The 18,846-nt window shown below is 62.8% G+C and carries 16 protein-coding genes; 8 read left to right on the top strand and 8 right to left on the bottom strand.

Going from position 1 to position 18,846, the window contains the following annotated elements; genetic code table 11:
• Positions 1-152: 152 nt before the first annotated feature.
• Both BLQ09_RS00420 and ctlX read right to left on the bottom strand, forming a co-directional pair.
• Complete coding sequence (locus tag BLQ09_RS00420) at positions 153-1,199, bottom strand: ornithine cyclodeaminase (protein ID WP_027606182.1); 1,047 nt, start codon at positions 1,197-1,199, stop codon at positions 153-155.
• 11 nt (positions 1,200-1,210) lie between these two features.
• Positions 1,211-2,137: a citrulline utilization hydrolase CtlX gene (gene ctlX / locus BLQ09_RS00415; RefSeq protein ID WP_027606183.1), complete on the bottom strand. Its 927-nt coding sequence runs from the start codon at positions 2,135-2,137 to the stop codon at positions 1,211-1,213.
• A gap of 288 nt (positions 2,138-2,425) precedes the next feature.
• Between ctlX and BLQ09_RS00410 the strand changes: the two genes are divergently transcribed.
• A complete protein-coding gene (locus tag BLQ09_RS00410) occupies positions 2,426-3,319 on the top strand; it encodes a GNAT family acetyltransferase (protein ID WP_081744436.1) in 894 nt (297 codons plus the stop codon).
• A 127-nt stretch (positions 3,320-3,446) separates the two neighbouring features.
• Here the strand turns inward: BLQ09_RS00410 and BLQ09_RS00405 are convergent, their stop codons facing one another.
• From BLQ09_RS00405 to BLQ09_RS00385, 5 genes are all read right to left on the bottom strand, one after another.
• Positions 3,447-4,466 (bottom strand): branched-chain amino acid aminotransferase, encoded by a 1,020-nt coding sequence (locus BLQ09_RS00405; RefSeq protein WP_027606184.1) that lies wholly within the window; start codon positions 4,464-4,466, stop codon positions 3,447-3,449.
• 103 nt (positions 4,467-4,569) lie between these two features.
• Positions 4,570-5,949, bottom strand: coding sequence for a dihydrolipoyl dehydrogenase (lpdA, locus tag BLQ09_RS00400; RefSeq protein WP_027606185.1), 1,380 nt, complete (start codon positions 5,947-5,949; stop codon positions 4,570-4,572).
• 4 nt (positions 5,950-5,953) lie between these two features.
• Positions 5,954-7,210, bottom strand: a complete 1,257-nt coding sequence (locus tag BLQ09_RS00395; RefSeq protein WP_027606186.1) for a dihydrolipoamide acetyltransferase family protein — start codon at positions 7,208-7,210, stop codon at positions 5,954-5,956.
• Positions 7,211-8,269 (bottom strand): alpha-ketoacid dehydrogenase subunit beta, encoded by a 1,059-nt coding sequence (locus tag BLQ09_RS00390; RefSeq protein ID WP_027606187.1) that lies wholly within the window; start codon positions 8,267-8,269, stop codon positions 7,211-7,213. It abuts the gene before it with no gap.
• Position 8,270: 1 nt separating this feature from the next.
• On the bottom strand, positions 8,271-9,506 hold the full coding sequence (locus BLQ09_RS00385) for a 3-methyl-2-oxobutanoate dehydrogenase (2-methylpropanoyl-transferring) subunit alpha (RefSeq protein ID WP_027606188.1): 1,236 nt from the start codon (positions 9,504-9,506) through the stop codon (positions 8,271-8,273).
• 195 nt (positions 9,507-9,701) lie between these two features.
• Between BLQ09_RS00385 and BLQ09_RS00380 the strand changes: the two genes are divergently transcribed.
• Together BLQ09_RS00380 and BLQ09_RS00375 are read left to right on the top strand one after the other, a co-directional pair.
• Positions 9,702-10,184: an Lrp/AsnC family transcriptional regulator gene (locus BLQ09_RS00380; protein WP_027606189.1), complete on the top strand. Its 483-nt coding sequence runs from the start codon at positions 9,702-9,704 to the stop codon at positions 10,182-10,184.
• 176 nt (positions 10,185-10,360) lie between these two features.
• Positions 10,361-11,986 (top strand): methyl-accepting chemotaxis protein, encoded by a 1,626-nt coding sequence (locus BLQ09_RS00375; protein ID WP_043293589.1) that lies wholly within the window; start codon positions 10,361-10,363, stop codon positions 11,984-11,986.
• Between the two features lie 58 nt (positions 11,987-12,044).
• On the opposite strand, the gene BLQ09_RS00370 is transcribed toward BLQ09_RS00375, so the two are convergent.
• The gene (locus tag BLQ09_RS00370; RefSeq protein ID WP_027606191.1) at positions 12,045-12,908 is read right to left on the bottom strand and encodes an MBL fold metallo-hydrolase; all 864 of its coding nucleotides are present in this window, start codon (positions 12,906-12,908) and stop codon (positions 12,045-12,047) included.
• Between the two features lie 94 nt (positions 12,909-13,002).
• On the opposite strand from BLQ09_RS00370, the gene BLQ09_RS00365 reads away from it, so the two are divergent.
• From BLQ09_RS00365 to BLQ09_RS00345, 5 genes are all read left to right on the top strand, one after another.
• Positions 13,003-13,338, top strand: coding sequence for an ArsR/SmtB family transcription factor (locus BLQ09_RS00365; RefSeq protein WP_017527038.1), 336 nt, complete (start codon positions 13,003-13,005; stop codon positions 13,336-13,338).
• A gap of 51 nt (positions 13,339-13,389) precedes the next feature.
• On the top strand, positions 13,390-14,634 hold the full coding sequence (locus BLQ09_RS00360) for an NAD(P)/FAD-dependent oxidoreductase (protein ID WP_027606192.1): 1,245 nt from the start codon (positions 13,390-13,392) through the stop codon (positions 14,632-14,634).
• A complete protein-coding gene (locus BLQ09_RS00355) occupies positions 14,635-15,441 on the top strand; it encodes a sulfite exporter TauE/SafE family protein (protein WP_027606193.1) in 807 nt (268 codons plus the stop codon). It abuts the gene before it with no gap.
• Between the two features lie 139 nt (positions 15,442-15,580).
• A complete protein-coding gene (gene nosP, locus BLQ09_RS00350) occupies positions 15,581-16,726 on the top strand; it encodes a nitric oxide-sensing protein NosP (protein ID WP_027606194.1) in 1,146 nt (381 codons plus the stop codon).
• Positions 16,668-18,608 carry a PAS domain-containing hybrid sensor histidine kinase/response regulator gene (locus BLQ09_RS00345; protein ID WP_051429362.1) on the top strand — a complete coding sequence of 647 codons (1,941 nt, stop codon included), beginning with the start codon at positions 16,668-16,670 and terminating at the stop codon, positions 18,606-18,608. The genes nosP and BLQ09_RS00345 overlap by 59 nt, the downstream gene beginning before the upstream one ends.
• The last annotated feature ends 238 nt before the right edge of the window (positions 18,609-18,846 follow it).

Genomic DNA, 18,846 nt, shown 5'->3' with positions numbered 1-18,846 from the left:
CGTTTTTTGTGTCGTTTACCCGGTGCTCAAAGCGCAAATTGCGCTGTTAAAACACGCAATGCAGCGGAATCGGCTGTGACACCCGCTGAATCGGCTTTTGAGCCCTGGAAATCCGACCTGCCCATGGCGCAAAGGGGCAGGCCAGAGCGGTCTCAGGCGCGCTTTTTATGCTGTGCTCGAGGCTGTTGGGCCAGGCGCGCGAACAAGTCCTTGGGGTCGGCCAGGTCCGGCACCAGTTCCAGTTCGCTGCCGACATCCAGGGCCTTGGCCACGTCCAGCACATAGCGCAGGGCCGAGTAGTCTTCGATGGCAAAGCCCACCGAGTCGAACAGGGTGACCTGGCGCTCATGCTCGCGGCCGGCGACCTGGCCGTTGATGACCTGCCACAACTCGGTCACCGGCGAGTCTTCCGGCATGTGCTGGATTTCACCTTCGATGCGGCTTTGCGGTTCGTACTCGACGATCACACGGGCGCGCTCGACGATGCGGCGGTCCAGCTCGGTCTTGCCTGGGCAGTCGCCGCCCACGGCGTTGAGGTGCATGCCGGGCTCGATCATGTCGTCGGTGAGGATGGTCGCGTAGGCCTTGTCGGCGGTGACGGTGGTGACGATGTCTGCGCCCTTGACCGCTTCGGCCACGCTGCCGGCCAGGATCACCTTGATTGCCGGGAACGCCTTGAGGTTGGCTGCCAGCTTGGCGGTGGCCCTGGCGTCGATGTCGAACAGGCGGATCTCGTTGATGCCGAGCATGGCGTGGAAGGCCAGGGCCTGGAATTCGCTCTGGGAGCCGTTGCCGATCAACGCCATGCTGCGGCTGTTGGCGCGGGCCAGGTAGCGGGCCACCAGGGCCGACGTGGCGGCGGTACGAATGGCAGTGGTCAGGGTCATTTCCGCCAGCAGCACCGGTTTGCCGGTGTCGACGTCACCGAGGGCACCAAAGGCCATTACGGTGAGCATGCCGGCCAAGGTGTTCTTCGGGTGGCCGTTGACGTACTTGAAGGCGTACAGCGAGGCGTCGGACACCGGCATCAACTCGATCACGCCATCCGGCGAGTGGTTGGCCAGGCGTGCGCATTTTTCAAAGTCCTGCCAGCGCAGGTAGTCGGCGCGGATGTACTCGGCCATCTCGGTGATGCAGGTGTGCAGGCCTTTTTGCGAAACCAGATAGCTGAGGTCGTTGACGTCGATATAGCGGGTCATGGCAAGACTCCTTATTGAAATGAGGGACGGGCGGGCAGATGCACTTCTGCCAGCATGCAGCGGGCACTGCCGCCGCCGATGCGTTCGATGTTGTCGATGTTCACCACCACCGGCCGGGTGTGGCGCTCCACATGCCGGCGCTGGGCCGGTTGCAGCGCGCCCCAGGCACTGGCAGACATCACCAGCAGCGGCTGGCCGTCGCGGTCGTGGACTTCGAGCATGTTGCCGGCGAAGGCTTCGAGCTGGTCGAAGTCGAGGCCGAGGATGTCTTTGCCGGTGTCGCGCAGCGAGCGTTCCAGGGCCTGGCGTTCGTCGGCGTCGGGCAACGCTTGCAGGCACACCACCGAAAGGTCGCGGCCGACGCTCATCATCACGTTGCTGTGGTAGATCGGTGCGTGGTGGCGGTCGACGGCGTGGAAGACGCAGAGCTGGTAGTCGAGGCGTTCGGCAAACTGGCGCAACGCGTCGTGGTGGGTGCGCCCGGAGTGGCAGGCGTAGCTGATGCGGTGCTGGCGGTCGAGGACCATGCTGCCGGTGCCTTCGAGGAAAATGTTCTGTTGTTCGAGGTGGCTGAGGTCGATGGTGTCCTTGATCGCAAAGCGCTGCTCCAGCACTTGCAGCACGCCTTTGTTGCGCTCCAGTCGTCGGTTCTGGCCTTCCATCGGGTACAGCACCAGGCTGCCGTCGGCGTGGCTGCTCCACCAGTTGTTGGGGAAGATCGAGTCGGGTGTGTGGGGCGCCGGAGTGTCTTGCACCACCAGCACTTCCACGCCGTGCCGGCGCAGGGTGTCGACATAGCCGTCGAACTCTTCCAGCGCTTTCTGCTGTGCACTGAGCGGGTCGAGGGGCGGGCGTTGGAAACGGTTGTTGATCGCGGTATCCGGGTTGAAGGCAAAGCGCGCCGGGCGAATCATCAGGACGGTATTGGTGGTTTGCATGGGGGCACGAATCCATGGGGTTGAGCAGTGGGGCTATTTTGTTCGCTGTGGCAGGGGAATCCCGGCTGAAACCCAGGGGCGGCTCAGCCGGGAAAGCTTAAAAGGGGGGTGAGGCAGCCGAATCGGCTGTTGGAGCTGGAGCGCGGTCAAAATGTGGGAGGGGGGCTTGCCCCCGATTGCGGTATATCAGTCACTCAATCTATCAACTGGCACACCGCCATCGGAAGCAAGCCCCCTCCCGCATTGGTACAGTGGCGACTGTAATAACGCCGTCAGCCAGGAGGAATCATGTCTACCGTCGTACGTCTTGCCCAATCCGAGGATGCCGAAGGGATCAGCCAGGTCATCCTGGCGGCCTTGCACAGCAGCAATGCGCGGGACTATCCAGCGGATGTGATTGCCCGGGTGGCCAGCAACTTCACCCCGGACGCGGTGCTCGACCTGCTCAAGCGCCGTGTGGTGCTGGTGGCGGTCCAGGACGGGGTGATCGTCGCCACGGCGGCCCTGGATGCCAATGTGGTGCGTTCGGTGTTCGTCAACCCTACGCTGCAAGGGCAGGGCATTGGCCGGTTGCTGATGATTGAAATCGAACTGCGCGCGCGGGAAGCGGGGGTGACGACGCTGAGTGTGCCGTCTTCGCTGACCGCCGAGCCGTTCTACACCAGGCTGGGTTTTCACACGGTACGCGACGTCTACCACGGCAATGAGCGCACGTTGGTGATGGAAAAGGCGCTGTTGTCGCGCCATCCCATCGGTCCGTATCGCGACCGCCAGCACCGCGGGCAAGTGGTGGCGTTATGGCAGGAGGCGTTTGGGTATGACACGGCGCATAACCTGCCGACCCTGGCGATCGATAAGAAACTGGCGGTCAATGACGGGCTGTTTTTTGTGGCGACGGACAAAAAGACTGTCATCGGGACGGTGCTTGCCGGCTACGACGGTCATCGCGGCTGGTTGTACTCGGTGGCCGTGCACCCTGGCTATCGGCGTCATGGCCTCGGTTCCTCGCTGGTGCGGCATGCGGAACAGGCCCTGACGGCCCTGGGCTGCATGAAGATCAACCTGCAGATCACCGGTGGCAATGAGGCGGTGGTGGGGTTCTATGAGGCGCTGGGGTATGGGGTGGAGCCGAGGATCAGCATGGGCAAGAAGATTGCCGAGAATATCCCGGCTCAATCCTGAGGACACTGGAGAGCAAATGTGGGAGGGGGCTTGCCCCCGATGTCGGTGTATCAGTCAACAGATTCATTGACTGACCCACTGCCATCGGGGGCAAGCCCCCTCCCACATGGGATATGCATTGAGGCTGTTAGACCTTAACGATCCAACCCGCTGGCGCTTCGACGTCGCCGGTCTGCACGCCGGTCAGCTCTTTGTAGAGCTTCTGGGTGATCGGGCCGACTTCGGTCTCGCTGTGGAACACATGCAACTGGCCGTTGTACTGGATACCGCCGATCGGCGAGATCACTGCCGCAGTCCCGCAGGCACCGGCTTCCTTGAACTGATCCAGCTTGTCGATGAATACCTCGCCTTCGACCACTTCCAGGCCCAGGCGGGTCTGGGCCAGTTCGATCAGCGACAGGCGGGTGATGCCTGGCAGCACCGAAGGTGATTTCGGTGTGATGAACTTGTTGTCGTGGGTGATCCCGAAGAAGTTGGCCGAGCCGACTTCTTCGATTTTCGAGTGGGTCATCGGGTCCAGGTAGATCGCATCGGCGAAACCGGATTTCTTCGCTTCCGAGCCCGGCATCAGGCTGGCGGCGTAGTTGCCACCGACCTTGGCGGCACCGGTGCCCTGTGGGGCGGCGCGGTCGAAGGTGGAGATCTGGAAGTTGTGCGGCACCAGGCCGCCCTTGAAGTAGGCGCCGACCGGGATGCAGAACACCGAGAAGATGAACTCCGGCGCGGTGCGCACGCCGATGTTGTCACCGGTGCCGATCACGAACGGGCGCAGGTACAGCGCGCCGCCGCTGCCGTACGGCGGAATGAACCGCTCGTTGGCCTTGACCACTTGCTTGCACGCGTCGATGAACGCGTCGGTCGGGACGTGGGGCATCAGCAGGCGGGCGCAGCTGCGCTGCATGCGCGCGGCGTTCTGGTCCGGGCGGAACAGGTTGATCGAGCCGTCCTTGCAGCGGTAGGCCTTGAGGCCTTCGAAGCACTGCTGGCCGTAGTGCAGGGCGGTAGAGCCCTCGCTGATGTGCAGCACGTTGTCGTCGGTCAGGGTGCCGGTTTGCCATTCGCCGTTTTTCCAGACCTGGAGAAACCGCTTGTCGGTCTTGATGTAGTCAAAACCCAGCTTGTCCCAATTGATGCTTTCGTTACCCATGACACCCTCTATCTTTGGTCAAGTCGGTTTTTTTCTGAATGGACGCAACAATACTTCATTCCCGGGCCCGTTCGCATCCCCTGTAGCGCCCTCGCCACAAACGCTATAGGTGCAAGGCGTGGCCCAGGGCCCGCAGCGCAGCTTCCTGCACCGCCTCGCCAAGCGTCGGATGGGCGTGGATGCTGCCGGCCACGTCTTCCAGGCGTGCGCCCATTTCCAGGCTCAGGCCGAAGGCGGTGGACAGCTCGGACACGCCGGCGCCGACCGCCTGCCAGCCGACAATCAGGTGATTGTCGCGGCGTGCCACCACCCGTACGAAGCCGGTTTTCGACTCCAGGGTCATCGCGCGGCCGTTGGCGGCGAACGGGAAGCTCGACACGATGCAGTCCAGGCCGGCGGCCTTGGCGTCGTCGGGCGTCTTGCCGACCACCACCAGTTCCGGGTCGGTAAAGCACACCGCCGGGATCGCCGCCGGGTTGAATTCGCGGTGTCGGCCGCTGATCAGTTCGGCAACCATTTCGCCCTGGGCCATGGCGCGGTGCGCCAGCATCGGCTCGCCGCTCAGGTCGCCGATGGCATACACGTTGCGCATGCTGGTCTGGCAGCGGCTGTCGATCCTGATCGCCGCGCCGTTCATCTCCAGGTTCAGCGCCTCAAGGTTCCAACCCTGGGTGTTGGGTTTGCGACCAACGGCAACCAGCACCTGATCGGTTGTCAGCGCCAGGATGTCGCCATTCGGGTCGCATACTTGCAGGCTGCCATCGGCAAAACCCGTGACGCTGTGCTTGAGGTACAGCTTCACGCCCAGTTGCTTGAGGGATTCGTTCACCGGTTGCGTCAGCTCGGCGTCGTAGGCCGGCAGGATGCGGTCCTGGGCCTCGACCACACTCACGTCGGCGCCGAGCTTGCGATACGCAATCCCCAGCTCCAGGCCGATGTAGCCGCCGCCCACCACAATCAGGCGCTTGGGCACGCGGGTCGGGGCCAGGGCTTCGGTGGACGAGATGATCGGCCCGCCAATCGGCAGCATCGGCAGGTTGACGCTTGTCGAACCGGTGGCCAGCAGCAGGTGTTCGCACTGGATGCGCTGGTCACCGACGTCAACGGTCTTGCCGTCCACCACCTTGGCCCAGCCATGGATCACCTGCACTTTGTGCTTTTTAAGCAGTGCGGCGACACCGGTGGTCAGGCGGTCGACAATGCCGTCTTTCCATTCCACGCTTTTGCGGATGTCCAGGGTCGGCACATCCACCTCGATTCCCAACCGGGAACCCTGGCTGTGATGCACGGTTTGCTGGAATTGCTCGGCCACGTGAATCAAGGCCTTGGACGGAATGCAGCCGATATTCAGGCAGGTGCCGCCCAACGCCTGGCCTTCCACCAGGATGGTCGGGATGCCCAGCTGGCCGGCACGAATGGCGGCCACATAACCGCCAGGGCCGCCGCCGATAATCAGCAGCGTGGTATGCAATGTCTGGGTCATGCCCTTACTCCAGGAACAGGCTGGCGGGTTGTTCGAGCAGGCCGCGAATGGCCTGGATGAATTGCGCCGCGTCCATGCCATCGACCACGCGGTGATCGAAGGAGCTGGAGAGGTTCATCATCTTGCGGATCACGATCTGGCCCTTGATCACCATCGGCCGCTCAACGATACGGTTGACGCCGACGATGGCCACCTCCGGCAGGTTCAGCACCGGGGTGCTGACGATGCCGCCCAGGGCACCCAGGCTGGTCAGGGTAATGCTCGAACCGGACAGCTCATCGCGGCTGGCCTTGCCATTGCGTGCAGCAGTGGCCAAACGCGTGATTTCCTCGGCGTTGCCCCACAGGCTGCGCGCTTCGGCGTGACGCACCACCGGCACCATCAGGCCCACGTCGCTCTGGGTGGCGACGCCCACATGCACCGCGCCGAGGCGGGTGATGACCTGGGCTTCGTCGTCGTAGCGCGCGTTGATCTGCGGGAAGTCCCGCAGCGCCACGACCATGGCGCGCACGATAAACGGCAGCAACGTCAGCTTGCCGCGCGTGGCGCCGTGCTTGTCGTTGAGGTGCACGCGCAGCTCGTCGAGGGCGGTGACGTCGATCTCTTCCACATAGCTGAAGTGCGCGGCACGCCGGGTGGCGTCCTGCATGCGCTGGGCGATCTTGCGGCGCATGCCGATCACCGGGATCTGTTCTTCGTCGTTGCGTTCGGCGTAAGGGTTGGCTGCCGTCGAAGGCTTTGAAGCCCCTTGTTGCAGGTAGGCCTCGAGGTCTTCGTGCAGGATCCGCCCGGCCGGGCCGGAGCCCTGGACCAGGCGCAGTTGGATACCGGCATCCAGCGCGTGCTTGCGCACGGCGGGGGAGGCCAGAGGGCGTTCGTCGGCATCGCGGGCCACGGGGGCCTGTGCGGCTGCCACCGGTGCGGGCTTGCTTTCGACCACCGGTGCCGGCTTGGCCTCGACAACGGCAGCCGCTTTCACCGGCTCCGCGGCTACCGGCACCTCCTTGGCATTGCCCGCGCCTTCGACTTCAATGCTGATCAGGATACTGCCCACCGCCATCACTTCACCCGGCTCGCCGCCGAGGGCAATCACCTTGCCATGGACCGGCGAGGGAATGTCCACCATCGCCTTGTCGGTCATCACATCCGCCAGCACCTGGTCTTCGACGACCATGTCGCCGACCTTCACATGCCACTGCGACAATTCAACTTCCGCGATGCCTTCGCCAATGTCCGGCATCTTGATAACGTGCGTGCCCATTCAGACCTCCATGACCCGTTTCAACGCCGCGCCCACTCGGGACGGGCCTGGGAAATACGCCCACTCCTGCGCGTGCGGGTAGGGGGTGTCCCAACCGGTGACGCGTTCGATCGGCGCTTCCAGGTGGTGGAAGCAATGCTCCTGCACCAGCGCCACCAACTCGGCACCAAAGCCGCAGGTACGGGTGGCTTCGTGCACCACCACGCAACGGCCGGTCTTCTTCACGGACTTGACGATGGTGTCCAGGTCCAGCGGCCACAGGCTGCGCAGGTCGATGACTTCGGCGTCGATGCCGGTTTCTTCGGCGGCGACCTGCGACACATACACCGTGGTGCCGTAGGTCAGCACAGTGACGGCCGAGCCCGGACGCACGATGGCGGCCACGTCCAGCGGCACCGTGTAGTAACCGTCCGGCACCTGGGCTTGCGGGTGTTTCGACCACGGCGTTACGGGGCGGTCGTGGTGGCCGTCGAACGGGCCGTTGTACAGGCGCTTGGGCTCGAGGAAGATCACCGGGTCATCGTTTTCGATGGAGGCAATCAGCAGGCCCTTGGCATCATAGGGGTTGGACGGCATCACCGTACGCAGGCCACAGACCTGGGTGAACACCGCTTCGATGCTCTGGCTGTGGGTCTGGCCGCCGTAGATGCCGCCGCCGCAGGGCATGCGCATGGTCAAGGGCGCGGTGAACTGGCCGGCCGAGCGATAACGCAGGCGCGCGGCTTCGGAGATGATCTGGTCGGTGGCGGGGTAGACGTAGTCGGCGAACTGGATCTCGGCCACCGGGCGCAGGCCATAGGCACCCATGCCAACCGCCACGCCGACGATGCCGCTTTCCGATATCGGTGCGTCGAACACCCGCGAGCTGCCGTACTTGGTCTGCAAGCCTTCGGTGCAGCGGAACACGCCGCCGAAATAGCCGACGTCCTGGCCGAACACCACCACGTTGTCATCACGTTCAAGCATCACATCCATGGCCGAGCGCAGGGCCTGGATCATGGTCATGGTGGTGGTGGTCATGGCGGTTTCCAATTCGATGCTGTTGTTGTGATCGTTCATGTCAGATCCCCAACTCTTGACGCTGGCGCTTCAAATGCTCCGGCATCTCTTTATAGACGTCTTCGAACATGGTCGCGGCGCTTGGGATCTGGCCACCGGCCAGGGTGCCGTACTGTTCGGCCTGTTTCTGCGCGGCGATCACCTCGGCTTCCAGTTCGGCACTGACCGCCGCGTGCTCCTCTTCGGACCACTGGCCAATCCTGATCAGGTGCTGCTTGAGGCGGGCAATCGGGTCGCCCAGCGGGAAGTGGCTCCAGTCGTCGGCGGGGCGGTATTTGGACGGATCGTCCGAGGTGGAGTGCGGGCCGGCGCGGTAGGTGACCCATTCGATCAGGGTTGGGCCGAGGTTACGGCGCGCGCGCTCGGCTGCCCAGGCGGAGGCGGCGTACACCGCGATAAAGTCGTTGCCGTCCACGCGCAGGGAGGCGATGCCGCAGCCGACGCCGCGTCCGGCGAAGGTGGTGGCTTCACCACCGGCGATGGCCTGGAAGGTGGAGATGGCCCACTGGTTGTTGACCACGTTGAGAATCACCGGGGCGCGGTACACGTGGGCGAAGGTGAGGGCGGTGTGGAAGTCGGATTCGGCGGTGGCGCCGTCACCTATCCAGGCCGAGGCGATCTTGGTATCGCCCTTGATCGCCGAGGCCATGCCCCAGCCCACACCCTGTACGAATTGGGTGGCGAGGTTGCCGGAAATGGTGAAGAAGCCTGCATCCTTGACCGAGTACATGATCGGCAACTGGCGGCCCTTGAGCGGGTCGCGCTCGTTGGACAGCAACTGGCAGATCAGGTCCACCAGCGGCACGTCGCGGGCCATCAGGATGCTTTGCTGGCGGTAGGTGGGGAAGCACATGTCGTCGATGTTCAAGGCCAGGGCCTGGGCGCTGCCGATGGCTTCTTCGCCAAGGCTCTGCATGTAGAACGACATTTTTTTCTGACGCTGGGCGACCACCATGCGGTTGTCGAAGATCCGCGTCTTGAGCATGGCGCGCATGCCTTTGCGCAGGATCTCCACGGGAACCCCTTCGGCCCACGGGCCCAGGGCCTGGCCCTGGTCGTCGAGCACGCGGATCAGGCCCTTGGCCAGGTCGGCGGTGTCGGCGGGTTCTACGTCGATGGCGGGTTTGCGCACCAGGCCGGCGTCGGTCAGGCGCAGGTAGGTAAAGTCGGTCTTGCAGCCTGGGCGGCCCGAGGGTTCGGGAACGTGCAGGCGCAGTGGGTCATACGGCTGATTCATGGCTTTCTACGCTCGATCTTGTGAATTTCTTGTAGTGGGCGCGCTAGCTGACAGTCAGTCTCCGGGTAAGAGAAATCTTGTCCTACAACAATCATAGGCGTGGCGTAGAAGAATATTTATCTGTGTTTCATTGCGCCCGCGATCATTTGCGGATAAAAAACCTGCATAAACATAATAAACAGGTGATTTTGTCTCATGCGCAAACTGGACCGTACCGATATCGGCATTCTCAACGCGCTGCAGGAGAATGCGCGGATTACCAACGCCGACCTGGCCCGCTCGGTCAACCTGTCGCCCACACCCTGTTTCAACCGGGTCAAGGCGATGGAGGAACTGGGCCTGATTCGCGAGCAAGTCACGCTGCTCGACGCCGATCTGCTGGGGCTGCACGTCAACGTGTTTATCCATGTGAGCCTGGAAAAGCAGAACGAGCTGGCGTTGCAGCAGTTCGAAGGCGCGATTTCCGACCGGCCCGAGGTGATGGAGTGCTACTTGATGGCCGGCGACCCGGACTATTTGATCCGGGTGTTGGTGCCGACGATCCAGTCGCTGGAGCGTTTCATGATGGACTTCCTGACCAAGGTGCCGGGTGTCGCCAACATCCGCTCGAGCTTTGCCCTCAAGCAAGTGCGCTACAAGACGGCGCTGCCATTGCCGCCGGGTGGGTTAATGGTTTGATTTCAATAGGGGCTGCACCGCTGATCCTGATAGTTAGCCAAGTAATAATCAGGGCGGGCTTTTTATTTTCAGTTAATGAAAAATTGCATCAGCGGTCACGTATTTTTCACACGTATTTCAACACATTGGCCCCATCAGGCCGTGAAGTTCGCGGCCCAGGAAAGGGGTAAGCCGCGATGTCCATGAGAGCCTTGAAGTTGAACTTCCGTACCACACTGTGTTTTGGCCTGGTGTGCCTTTTGCTGCTGATACAAGGGGCAATGACCCTGATAAAAGTCGATAAGGTCTATTCGTCGACGGTTGAAATCGAAACTAACTGGCTCCCCAGTATTCGGTTGGCGGGTGAAATAGATTCGGCGTTTTATAAACTTCGTCTCGATCTGCGTCGTTATGCCATGGATATCAGCCGCCAGGATCCGGCCTCCCTGGAAAAACTCAAGGCGACCCGTACCGAAGCCCTCGATGTTGCCGAACGCTATGGGCCGTTAGTCTCAGGCCCCGAAGAGCAAGCCAAGTACAACGAAGCATTAGCCAGCATCAAGAACTACAGCCAGAAGATGGATGAGTTCCTCGCACAAGCCTCCACCTTGTCCGCTGAACAGATGTCGACCTACCTGCGCGAAGTCAACGGGCCGATTGCCCTGGATGTGCAGCGTTCCATCAGCGAGTTGATCGCGTTGAATGAACGGGGCTCCAAGGCGGCGGTGCAGGTGGCTTCCAGCGAATATGACGCGGCGCGTCTGTTCACCTGGATATTGATGGCCGCCTCCTTGCTGATCACCGTCGTGGTAGCAAGCCTGTTTACCCGCAGCATCATTACTCCGGTGCGTGAATTGCTGGTATCGACCGGCAAGATTGCCGACGGCGATCTGCGCGTGGCGATTGCCATCAATGGCAATGACGAGTTGACCGCGTTGCAACGGTCCACCGCGTCCATGCAAATGAACCTGAAAAGTACCTTGCAGCACATCTCCGAGGCGTCCGGGCAATTGGCGGCGGCGGCGGAGGAGATGAGCGCCATCACCCGCGAGTCCAGTGCCGGTATTGAACGCCAAAGCATGGAAACCGATCAGGCCGCCACGGCGGTTAACCAAATGACGGCAGCAGTTGAAGAAGTGGCGCGCAATGCGGTGTCGGCGTCCCAGTCCACCCAGGACTCCCAACGCTCGGCCAAAGTCGGCCAGGAGCGTGTGACGCAAACCATCGCCTCCATCGAGAAACTCAGCGCCACGGTGCAGCAGACCGGCGTCGAAGTCGAAGGGCTGGCCAGGCAGGCCCAGGATATTGCGCGGGTGGTTGAAGTGATCCGCTCGATTGCCGAGCAAACCAACCTGCTGGCCTTGAACGCGGCCATTGAAGCCGCCAGGGCAGGGGAGCAGGGCCGGGGCTTTGCGGTGGTGGCCGACGAGGTGCGGGCCCTGGCCCACAGAACGCAGACCTCGACCCAGGAAATCGAGCAGATGATCGCGAAAATCCAGACGTGCTCCAGCGAAGCAGTGTCTTCCATGGCCCTCAACCGCAACGAAGCGGTGGACTCCTTGAAGATTGCCCATGAAGCGGGCCTGGCAATTACTCAGATCACCGAAGCCATTACCGATATCAATGACCGCAACCTGTTGATCGCCACGGCCTCCGAGGAACAGGCCCACGTGGCCCGTTCGGTGGACCAGAACCTGATCAGCATCCGTGATCTTTCCATCCAGAGTTCTTCGGCGGCCGGCCAGACCTCGATCGCCAGCCAGGAACTGTCGAGGCTGGCGGTGGACCTCAAGCAGATCGTGTCGAAATTTGCCGTAGCCTGATCACACCTGCGCAGCACCCCCGGAGCATGGAACGGCATGGACGCCAGGCAGGACGGTTTTAGAGCTGGTTCAACGGAATCTTCAAGTACACCACCCCGTTCTCCTCCGCCGGCGGCATATTCCCCGCTCGCACATTCACCTGGATCGCCGGCAACAACAGCGTGGGCATCCCCAGCCCGGCATCGCGTCGGGTGCGCATCGCCACGAACGCCGCTTCATCCACTCCGTCATGCACATGGATATTGCCCGCGCGCTGCTCCGCCACGGTGGTCAGGCATTTGGCCTCGCGGCCTTCGGGCGGGTAGTCATGGCACACGTACAGCTGGGTGTCGGGGGCAAAGGCCAAGAGCTTGCGCATCGATGCATACAGCTGGCGCGCATCGCCGCCGGGGAAGTCGCAGCGGGCGGTGCCGACATCGGGCATGAACAGGGTGTCGCCCACCAGGATCAAGCGGTCGTCGATCAGGTAGGCCATGTCCGCCGGGGTATGCCCGGGCACGTGCAGGGCCTGGGCCTTGATGGTGCCGATGTGGAAGATTTCATCCGGCGCGAACAGGTGGTCGAACTGCGAGCCATCGACGCGAAATTCCGGCTCCAGGTTGAACAGGTGCTTGAACACGTCCTGCACCTTGCTGATCGCCTGGCCGATGGCAATCTTGCCGCCCAGGGTGCGGCGCAGGTACGGCGCGGCCGACAGGTGGTCGGCGTGGGCGTGGGTTTCCAGCAGCCATTGCACCTGCAAGTCGTGCTCACGCACAAAGGCGATGACCTTGTCGGCCTGGGCGGTGTCGGTGCGCCCGGAGGCCGGGTCGTAGTTGAGCACCGAATCGACGATGGCGCAGGGGCCGCCGTCTGCTTCATAGACGACATAGGTGTAGGTCGACGACGCCTCGTCCAGAAAGGAATGAATCAACGCTGACATGACGGCTGCCCCTGATGTTGAAAAAAGTGATTACAATCACTTTACATTTACACATAATGTTTTGAGCTTAAGTGACGCAAAGGACCCGAGGCAAATGGAATCTACTCTGAGTGAAGGCGAAGTCGCCCAGTTGCGCGCGTCGGCATCCAAGGCCTGTGCCTTGCTCAAGGCCCTGGCCAATGAGGATCGCCTGTTGATCCTGTGCCAACTGACCCAGGGCGAACGCAACGTCGGCGAGCTGGAAACCATGACCGGCGTACGCCAGCCCACGCTGTCACAGCAGTTGGGCATCCTGCGTGACGAAGGGCTGGTCGCCACCCGTCGCGAAGGCAAGTACATCTTCTACGGGCTGGCCAGCCACGAAGTGATCCAAGTGATGAAGACACTGTCCGGCCTTTACTGCGGCGCGGTGATAAAAAGCTGGGCGTGACGCCATACGGCAGCGACCCTTGTGTGCATTGACGATAAAAGGCAATAGACCATGACCGACCAACACTGGGGGCCAACCATCAGTGGCGATATCGTCGTCATCGGCGGCGGTTCGGCAGGCATCGGCCTGCTGGCCAGCCTGCTCAAGCGCGACCCCGACCTCAACATCACCCTTATCGAACCCTGCGACCAGCACTGCTACCAGCCGGCCTGGACCCTGGTCGGCGGCGGTGCCTACGACCTGGAAAAGACCCGACGCCCCCTGGCCGACGTGCTGCCCAATGGCGTCACCTGGGTGCAGGCCGCCGTCACCGAACTGTTGCCGGACGAGCGCGCCCTGGTGCTCGACAGCGGCCAGCGGGTGACCTGGAACCACCTGATCGTCTGCCCCGGCCTGCGCCTGGCCTGGGAGAAAGTCGAGGGCCTGGAAGACACGTTGGGCCGCAACGGCGTCACGTCCAACTACAGCTATGAGCACGCGGCGTATACCTGGCAGCTGGTGCAGCAGTTGAAGCGCGGCAAGGCGATCTTTACCCAGCCGGCCATGCCGATCAAATGTGCGGGTGCACCGCAAAAGGCCATGTACCTGTCCTGCGATCACTGGCTCAGGCACGGTGACCTCAAGCACATCGACGTCGAATTCAACCTGGCCGGCGCGGCACTGTTCGGCGTGGCGACTTTTGTGCCACCGCTGATGAAGTACGTGGAGAAGTACAACGCGCGCCTGGCGTTCAACGCCAACCTGGCCAAGGTCGACGGCCCGGCGCGCAAGGCCTGGTTCGAGGTGAAGGATGCCGAGGGCAACGTCACCGTCGAGGAAAAATCCTTCGACCTGCTGCACGTGGTACCGCCGCAAGTCGCGCCGGATTTCATCCGCCACAGCCCGTTGGCCGACGCCGCCGGCTGGTGCGAGGTGAACCCCCACAGCCTGCAACACCTGCGCTACCCGCACATCTTCGGCCTGGGCGATGTGTGCGGTACCCCCAACGCCAAGACCGCCGCCGCCGTGCGCAAGCAAATCGTGGTGGTCGCCGAAAACCTGCTGGCCCTGCGCAAACAGGCGCCGCTGCCGCTCAAGTACGACGGCTATGGTTCGTGCCCGCTGACGGTGGAGAAGGGCAAGGTGGTGCTGGCCGAGTTCGGCTACGGCGGCAAGCTGCTGCCGACCTTTCCCCTCGACCCGACCCGGGCACGCCGTTCGATGTGGTTTCTCAAGGCGACGTTGCTGCCGTGGTTCTACTGGAACGGCATGCTCAAGGGCCGCGAGTGGCTGACCCGTCTGAGCAAGGTGGACTGAATGCTGCTGGCGAGCGTTTTAGGCGTGTTGATGGGCCTGGTCATGGGCCTGACCGGCGCGGGCGGCGGCATCCTCGGGGTGCCGGCGCTGGTGCTGGGGCTGGGCTTGACCATGACCCAGGCCGCGCCGGTGTCGTTGCTTGCGGTGGGGGCGGCAGCGGCCGTCGGGGCGATTGACGGGTTACGTCACGGCCTGGTGCGTTACCGCGCCGCGCTGTTGATCGCCTTGCTCGGCGCGCTGTTTTCGCCGGTCGGGGTGTTTCTCGCCCACCAGTTGCCGGAGCCGGCGCTGATGGGCCTGTTCAGTGCCTTGATGGTGCTGGTGGCCTGGCGCATGTTGCAGCGCGAAAAGCTCGAGGCCGGGCCGAGTGACCATGGCGCGGCGTCCTGGGGCCAGAAGAACTGCATGCTCAACCAGCAGACCGGGCGCCTGGCCTGGACCGCCAAATGCAGCGCCACCCTGGCCGCACTGGGCGCGGTAACGGGGGCAGTCTCGGGGTTGCTCGGGGTGGGCGGCGGCTTTTTGATCGTGCCGGCGTTCAAGCAACTCACCGACGTGCAGATGCGTGGCATCGTCGCCACGTCGCTGATGGTGATCAGCCTGATTTCGCTGATCGGCGTGGCTGGCGCGTTCCATGCCGGTGTGCGCATCGAACCCGTGGGCTGGGTGTTTATCGCGGCGAGCATCGTCGGCATGCTGATCGGCCGGCGCCTGTGTTCGGTGATCCCCGCCCGCACCTTGCAGGTGGGGTTTGCCAGCCTGTGTGTGGTGGTTGCAGCTGGAATGCTTGTGAACGCTTTGCTGTGAATTTGAAATGCCGTCCAACAGTTGAATCTCCCTTGTTTTTGAGCGATTCATCCCATCGCATCCCCCCACCCAGTACCCAAGTAGCATAGGTCCCGTCCCCCGCCCTTCGTACACTCATGCTTCAGAGGGGGAGGCAACGATGCACAACAGTGAAGGCGTAGTCAGTGCCATGTCCCAGGCCACCGATGCCGGGCAGGCCGCCGAGGAGTTGGCGCGGCAACTGTTGCATCCGTACCTGGGCTTCGTGCTGTTTTTCTGCTCGGCGTCCTACGACCTGCAGGCCCTGGGCCGCGCCCTGCAGGAGTGTTTCGGCAACGTGCGCGTGGTGGGCTGCACCAGCGCCGGCGAGATCACGCCCCAGGGCTATGGGCGCAATTGCATTACGGCGATGGGCTTCAACCATGCGCACTTTTCCATCGCCACGGAACTGATCGACCAGGTGGAACACTTCAGCCTGATCGACGCCCAGCAGATGGTCGAACGTCTGGTCGGCGGTTGCCGCAGCAATACCCTGGCACCGATCAAGGGCAACACCTTCGCCCTGACCCTGCTCGATGGCCTGTCCAGCCGCGAAGAAGTGGTGCTCGCCGCCCTCAGCGCGGCGCTCGGCGACATTCCGCATTTCGGCGGTTCGGCCGGCGACGACAACTTCCTCACCCACACCCATGTGTACTTCAACGGCGCCTTCCACAGCGGCGCGGCGGTGGTGGTGCTGGTCAATACCTGGCTGGACTTCGAGGTGTTCACCACCCACCACATCCTGCCGCGCAGTGAAAAGCTGGTGGTGACCGGCGCCGACAGCCCGTCACGCCGGGTTTTCGAGCTCAACGCCGAACCCGCCGCCGAAGAGTACGCGCGGCATATCGGCGTGGCCGTGGCCGACCTCGACCACCGCGTCTTCGCGGCGCACCCGCTGGCGGTGCGCATCCATGACCAGTACTACGTGCGCGCGATCCAACAAGTGCACGACGACCTGAGCCTGAGTTTCTACTGCGCGGTGGAAAACGGCATCGTCCTCACCGTGATGAAACCCGGGCCGATCCTGCCAAACCTGCAAACCCTGTTCGACGGCCTGCAAGCGCGTCTTGGCGACCTGCTGTTGACCATCGGCTGCGACTGCTTCCTGCGCCGCCTGGAGTTGGAAGACTCAGACAATCTGGAACAGATCGGCGGCTTCCTGCGCGACCAGCGGGTGATGGGTTTCAACACCTACGGAGAACAGTTCAATGGCATGCATATCAACCAGACCTTCACCGGGGTCGCCATTGCCCGAGGCCGGCGCTGAACTGCTCGCCCAGGTTGCCCAGCTGCAGCAGGACAACCACAAGCTGGCACGGATCAACGCGGCGCTGATCGAGCGCATCGAGTCCGGCATGGCCCAGGGCAATAACCCCTACACCACCTTCCAGCATTCGGTGGTGCTGGCCGAGCAGGTGCGCGAACGCACCGACGCGCTGAACCAGGCGATGGCCGAACTCAAGGCCAGCAACCACTTGCTGATCAACGCCCGGCTGCGCGCCGAAACCCTGCGCGGCGAACAGGCGGCGGCGCAAAAGGCCCAGGAAAGCGAACGCTGGATTCGCCTGATCACCGATAACGTCCCGGCCCTGATCGGCTACCTGAATGCCGACCTGGTCTATGAGTTCACCAACAAAGTCTATGAAGAATGGTATTGCTGGCCGCGCGGCATGATGCTCGGCCAGAGCCTGCGCGAAGTCCACAGCGAACAGCATTGCCAGCGCCTGGACGCCTACGTCGCCCGCGCCCTGGCCGGGGAGAGCGTGACCTTCGAGTTCGCCGAGACCAATATCAATAACCAGGAGCGCTACATGCTGCGCTCCTATGTGCCGAATATGCTGGCCAGCGGCGAAGTGGTGGGGATCTTCGTGCTGATCCGCGACATCACCGAACGCCGCCGCACCGCCGAAGCCCTGCACCAGGCCTATCAGCACCTGGAGCAGCGCGTGGCCCAGCGCACCTCGGAGCTCACCGCGCTTAACGACCAGTTGTTGCAGGAGATCGACGAGCGCCGGCGCATGGAGGCGCGCCTGCGCGAAGCCAAGCTCGAGGCCGAGCAGGCCAACCTGTCGAAAACCAAATTCCTCGCCGCTGTCAGCCATGACCTGCTGCAACCTTTGAATGCGGCGCGCCTGTTCACCAGCGCACTGCTGGAGCGGCCCAGCGAAACCCTGGTGCGCAACGTGAGCAATTCCCTGGAAGACGTGGAAAACCTGCTGGGCACCCTGGTGGATATTTCCAAGCTGGATGCCGGGGTGATCAAGGCCGACATCGCGCCGTTTGCCCTGAGTGAACTGCTGGATAACCTGGCCGCCGAGTACACCGAATTGGCCCGCAGCGAGGGCCTGGAATTGCATTTTGTCGGTTGTTCGGCGCTGGTGCGCAGCGATATTCAGTTGCTGGCGCGGATTCTGCGCAACCTGCTGAGCAATGCGCTTCGCTACACCTACAAGGGGCGGGTGGTACTGGGCTGTCGCCGCCAGCATCAGCGTTTGTCGATCCAGGTGTGGGACAGCGGCATGGGCATCGCCGAGGAGCGGTTGGAGGAGATTTTCCAGGAATTCAAGCGCGGCGATGTGCAGCGGCCCGACCAGGACCGTGGGCTGGGCCTGGGGCTGGCGATCGTGGAAAAGATCGCCGGGATCCTGGGGCATCGCATCAGCGTCAAATCCTGGCCGGGCAAGGGCTCGATGTTCTCGGTGGAGGTGCCGTTGAGCGCCACGGCGCCCAAGTCTCTGCCGATCCTGGCCATGAGCGAACCGATGCTCGAACGCCTGCAAGGCGCGCGGGTGTGGGTGCTGGATAACGACGCGGCGATCTGCGCGGGCATGCGCACCTTGCTCGAAGGCTGGGGCTGCCAGGTGATCACCGCGTTGTCCGAGCAGGACCTGGCGCGCCAGGTGGACAACTACCATGCCGAAGCCGACTTGCTGATCGCCGACTACCACCTCGACGACGACCAGAACGGCGTCGACGCCGTCGCCCGCATCAATGGACGCCGCGGCCGCGCGATACCGGCGCTGATGATCACCGCCAACTACAGCAATGAACTCAAGCTGCAAATTCGCGAGTTGGGGCACACGCTGATGCACAAGCCGGTGCGGCCGATGAAACTCAAGACCGCCATGAGCCACCTGCTCGGAAAATGAACGGCGAAATACCCACAAGTGGAGATCAAAATGTGGGAGGGGGCTTGCTCCCGATAGCGGTGGGTCAGTCGACATCATAACTGACTGATACACCGCCATCGGGGGCAAGCCCCCTCCCACCTTTGATTTGTGTTGTGTCTGGAAGATTGGCGGCGCTGATGCTCAAGACTGCCATGAGCCACCTGCTCGGCCGGCCCTGACAAACAGAGAACCAATGTGGGAGGGGGCTTGCCCCCGA

Origin of the sequence: Pseudomonas sp. NFACC25 (genome assembly GCF_900100935.1) — a bacterium.
GTDB lineage: Bacteria > Pseudomonadota > Gammaproteobacteria > Pseudomonadales > Pseudomonadaceae > Aquipseudomonas > Aquipseudomonas marginalis.
The sequence above is the reverse complement of the archived record's forward strand: the minus strand, read 5'-3'. Positions and strand labels throughout refer to the sequence as shown.

What these genes read in the sequence shown, in the direction of transcription:
- BLQ09_RS00390 (WP_027606187.1), bottom strand. Translation starts at nt 8,269, where the DNA reads ATGAACGATCACAACAACAGCATCGAATTGGAAACCGCCATGACCACC.
- nosP (WP_027606194.1), top strand. Translation starts at nt 15,581, where the DNA reads ATGCACAACAGTGAAGGCGTAGTCAGTGCCATGTCCCAGGCCACCGAT.
- BLQ09_RS00420 (WP_027606182.1), bottom strand. Translation starts at nt 1,199, where the DNA reads ATGACCCGCTATATCGACGTCAACGACCTCAGCTATCTGGTTTCGCAA.
- BLQ09_RS00345 (WP_051429362.1), top strand. Translation starts at nt 16,668, where the DNA reads ATGGCATGCATATCAACCAGACCTTCACCGGGGTCGCCATTGCCCGAG.
- BLQ09_RS00395 (WP_027606186.1), bottom strand. Translation starts at nt 7,210, where the DNA reads ATGGGCACGCACGTTATCAAGATGCCGGACATTGGCGAAGGCATCGCG.
- BLQ09_RS00380 (WP_027606189.1), top strand. Translation starts at nt 9,702, where the DNA reads ATGCGCAAACTGGACCGTACCGATATCGGCATTCTCAACGCGCTGCAG.
- lpdA (WP_027606185.1), bottom strand. Translation starts at nt 5,949, where the DNA reads ATGACCCAGACATTGCATACCACGCTGCTGATTATCGGCGGCGGCCCT.
- BLQ09_RS00355 (WP_027606193.1), top strand. Translation starts at nt 14,635, where the DNA reads ATGCTGCTGGCGAGCGTTTTAGGCGTGTTGATGGGCCTGGTCATGGGC.
- BLQ09_RS00405 (WP_027606184.1), bottom strand. Translation starts at nt 4,466, where the DNA reads ATGGGTAACGAAAGCATCAATTGGGACAAGCTGGGTTTTGACTACATC.
- BLQ09_RS00385 (WP_027606188.1), bottom strand. Translation starts at nt 9,506, where the DNA reads ATGAATCAGCCGTATGACCCACTGCGCCTGCACGTTCCCGAACCCTCG.
- BLQ09_RS00370 (WP_027606191.1), bottom strand. Translation starts at nt 12,908, where the DNA reads ATGTCAGCGTTGATTCATTCCTTTCTGGACGAGGCGTCGTCGACCTAC.
- BLQ09_RS00410 (WP_081744436.1), top strand. Translation starts at nt 2,426, where the DNA reads ATGTCTACCGTCGTACGTCTTGCCCAATCCGAGGATGCCGAAGGGATC.
- BLQ09_RS00365 (WP_017527038.1), top strand. Translation starts at nt 13,003, where the DNA reads ATGGAATCTACTCTGAGTGAAGGCGAAGTCGCCCAGTTGCGCGCGTCG.
- BLQ09_RS00360 (WP_027606192.1), top strand. Translation starts at nt 13,390, where the DNA reads ATGACCGACCAACACTGGGGGCCAACCATCAGTGGCGATATCGTCGTC.
- ctlX (WP_027606183.1), bottom strand. Translation starts at nt 2,137, where the DNA reads ATGCAAACCACCAATACCGTCCTGATGATTCGCCCGGCGCGCTTTGCC.
- BLQ09_RS00375 (WP_043293589.1), top strand. Translation starts at nt 10,361, where the DNA reads ATGTCCATGAGAGCCTTGAAGTTGAACTTCCGTACCACACTGTGTTTT.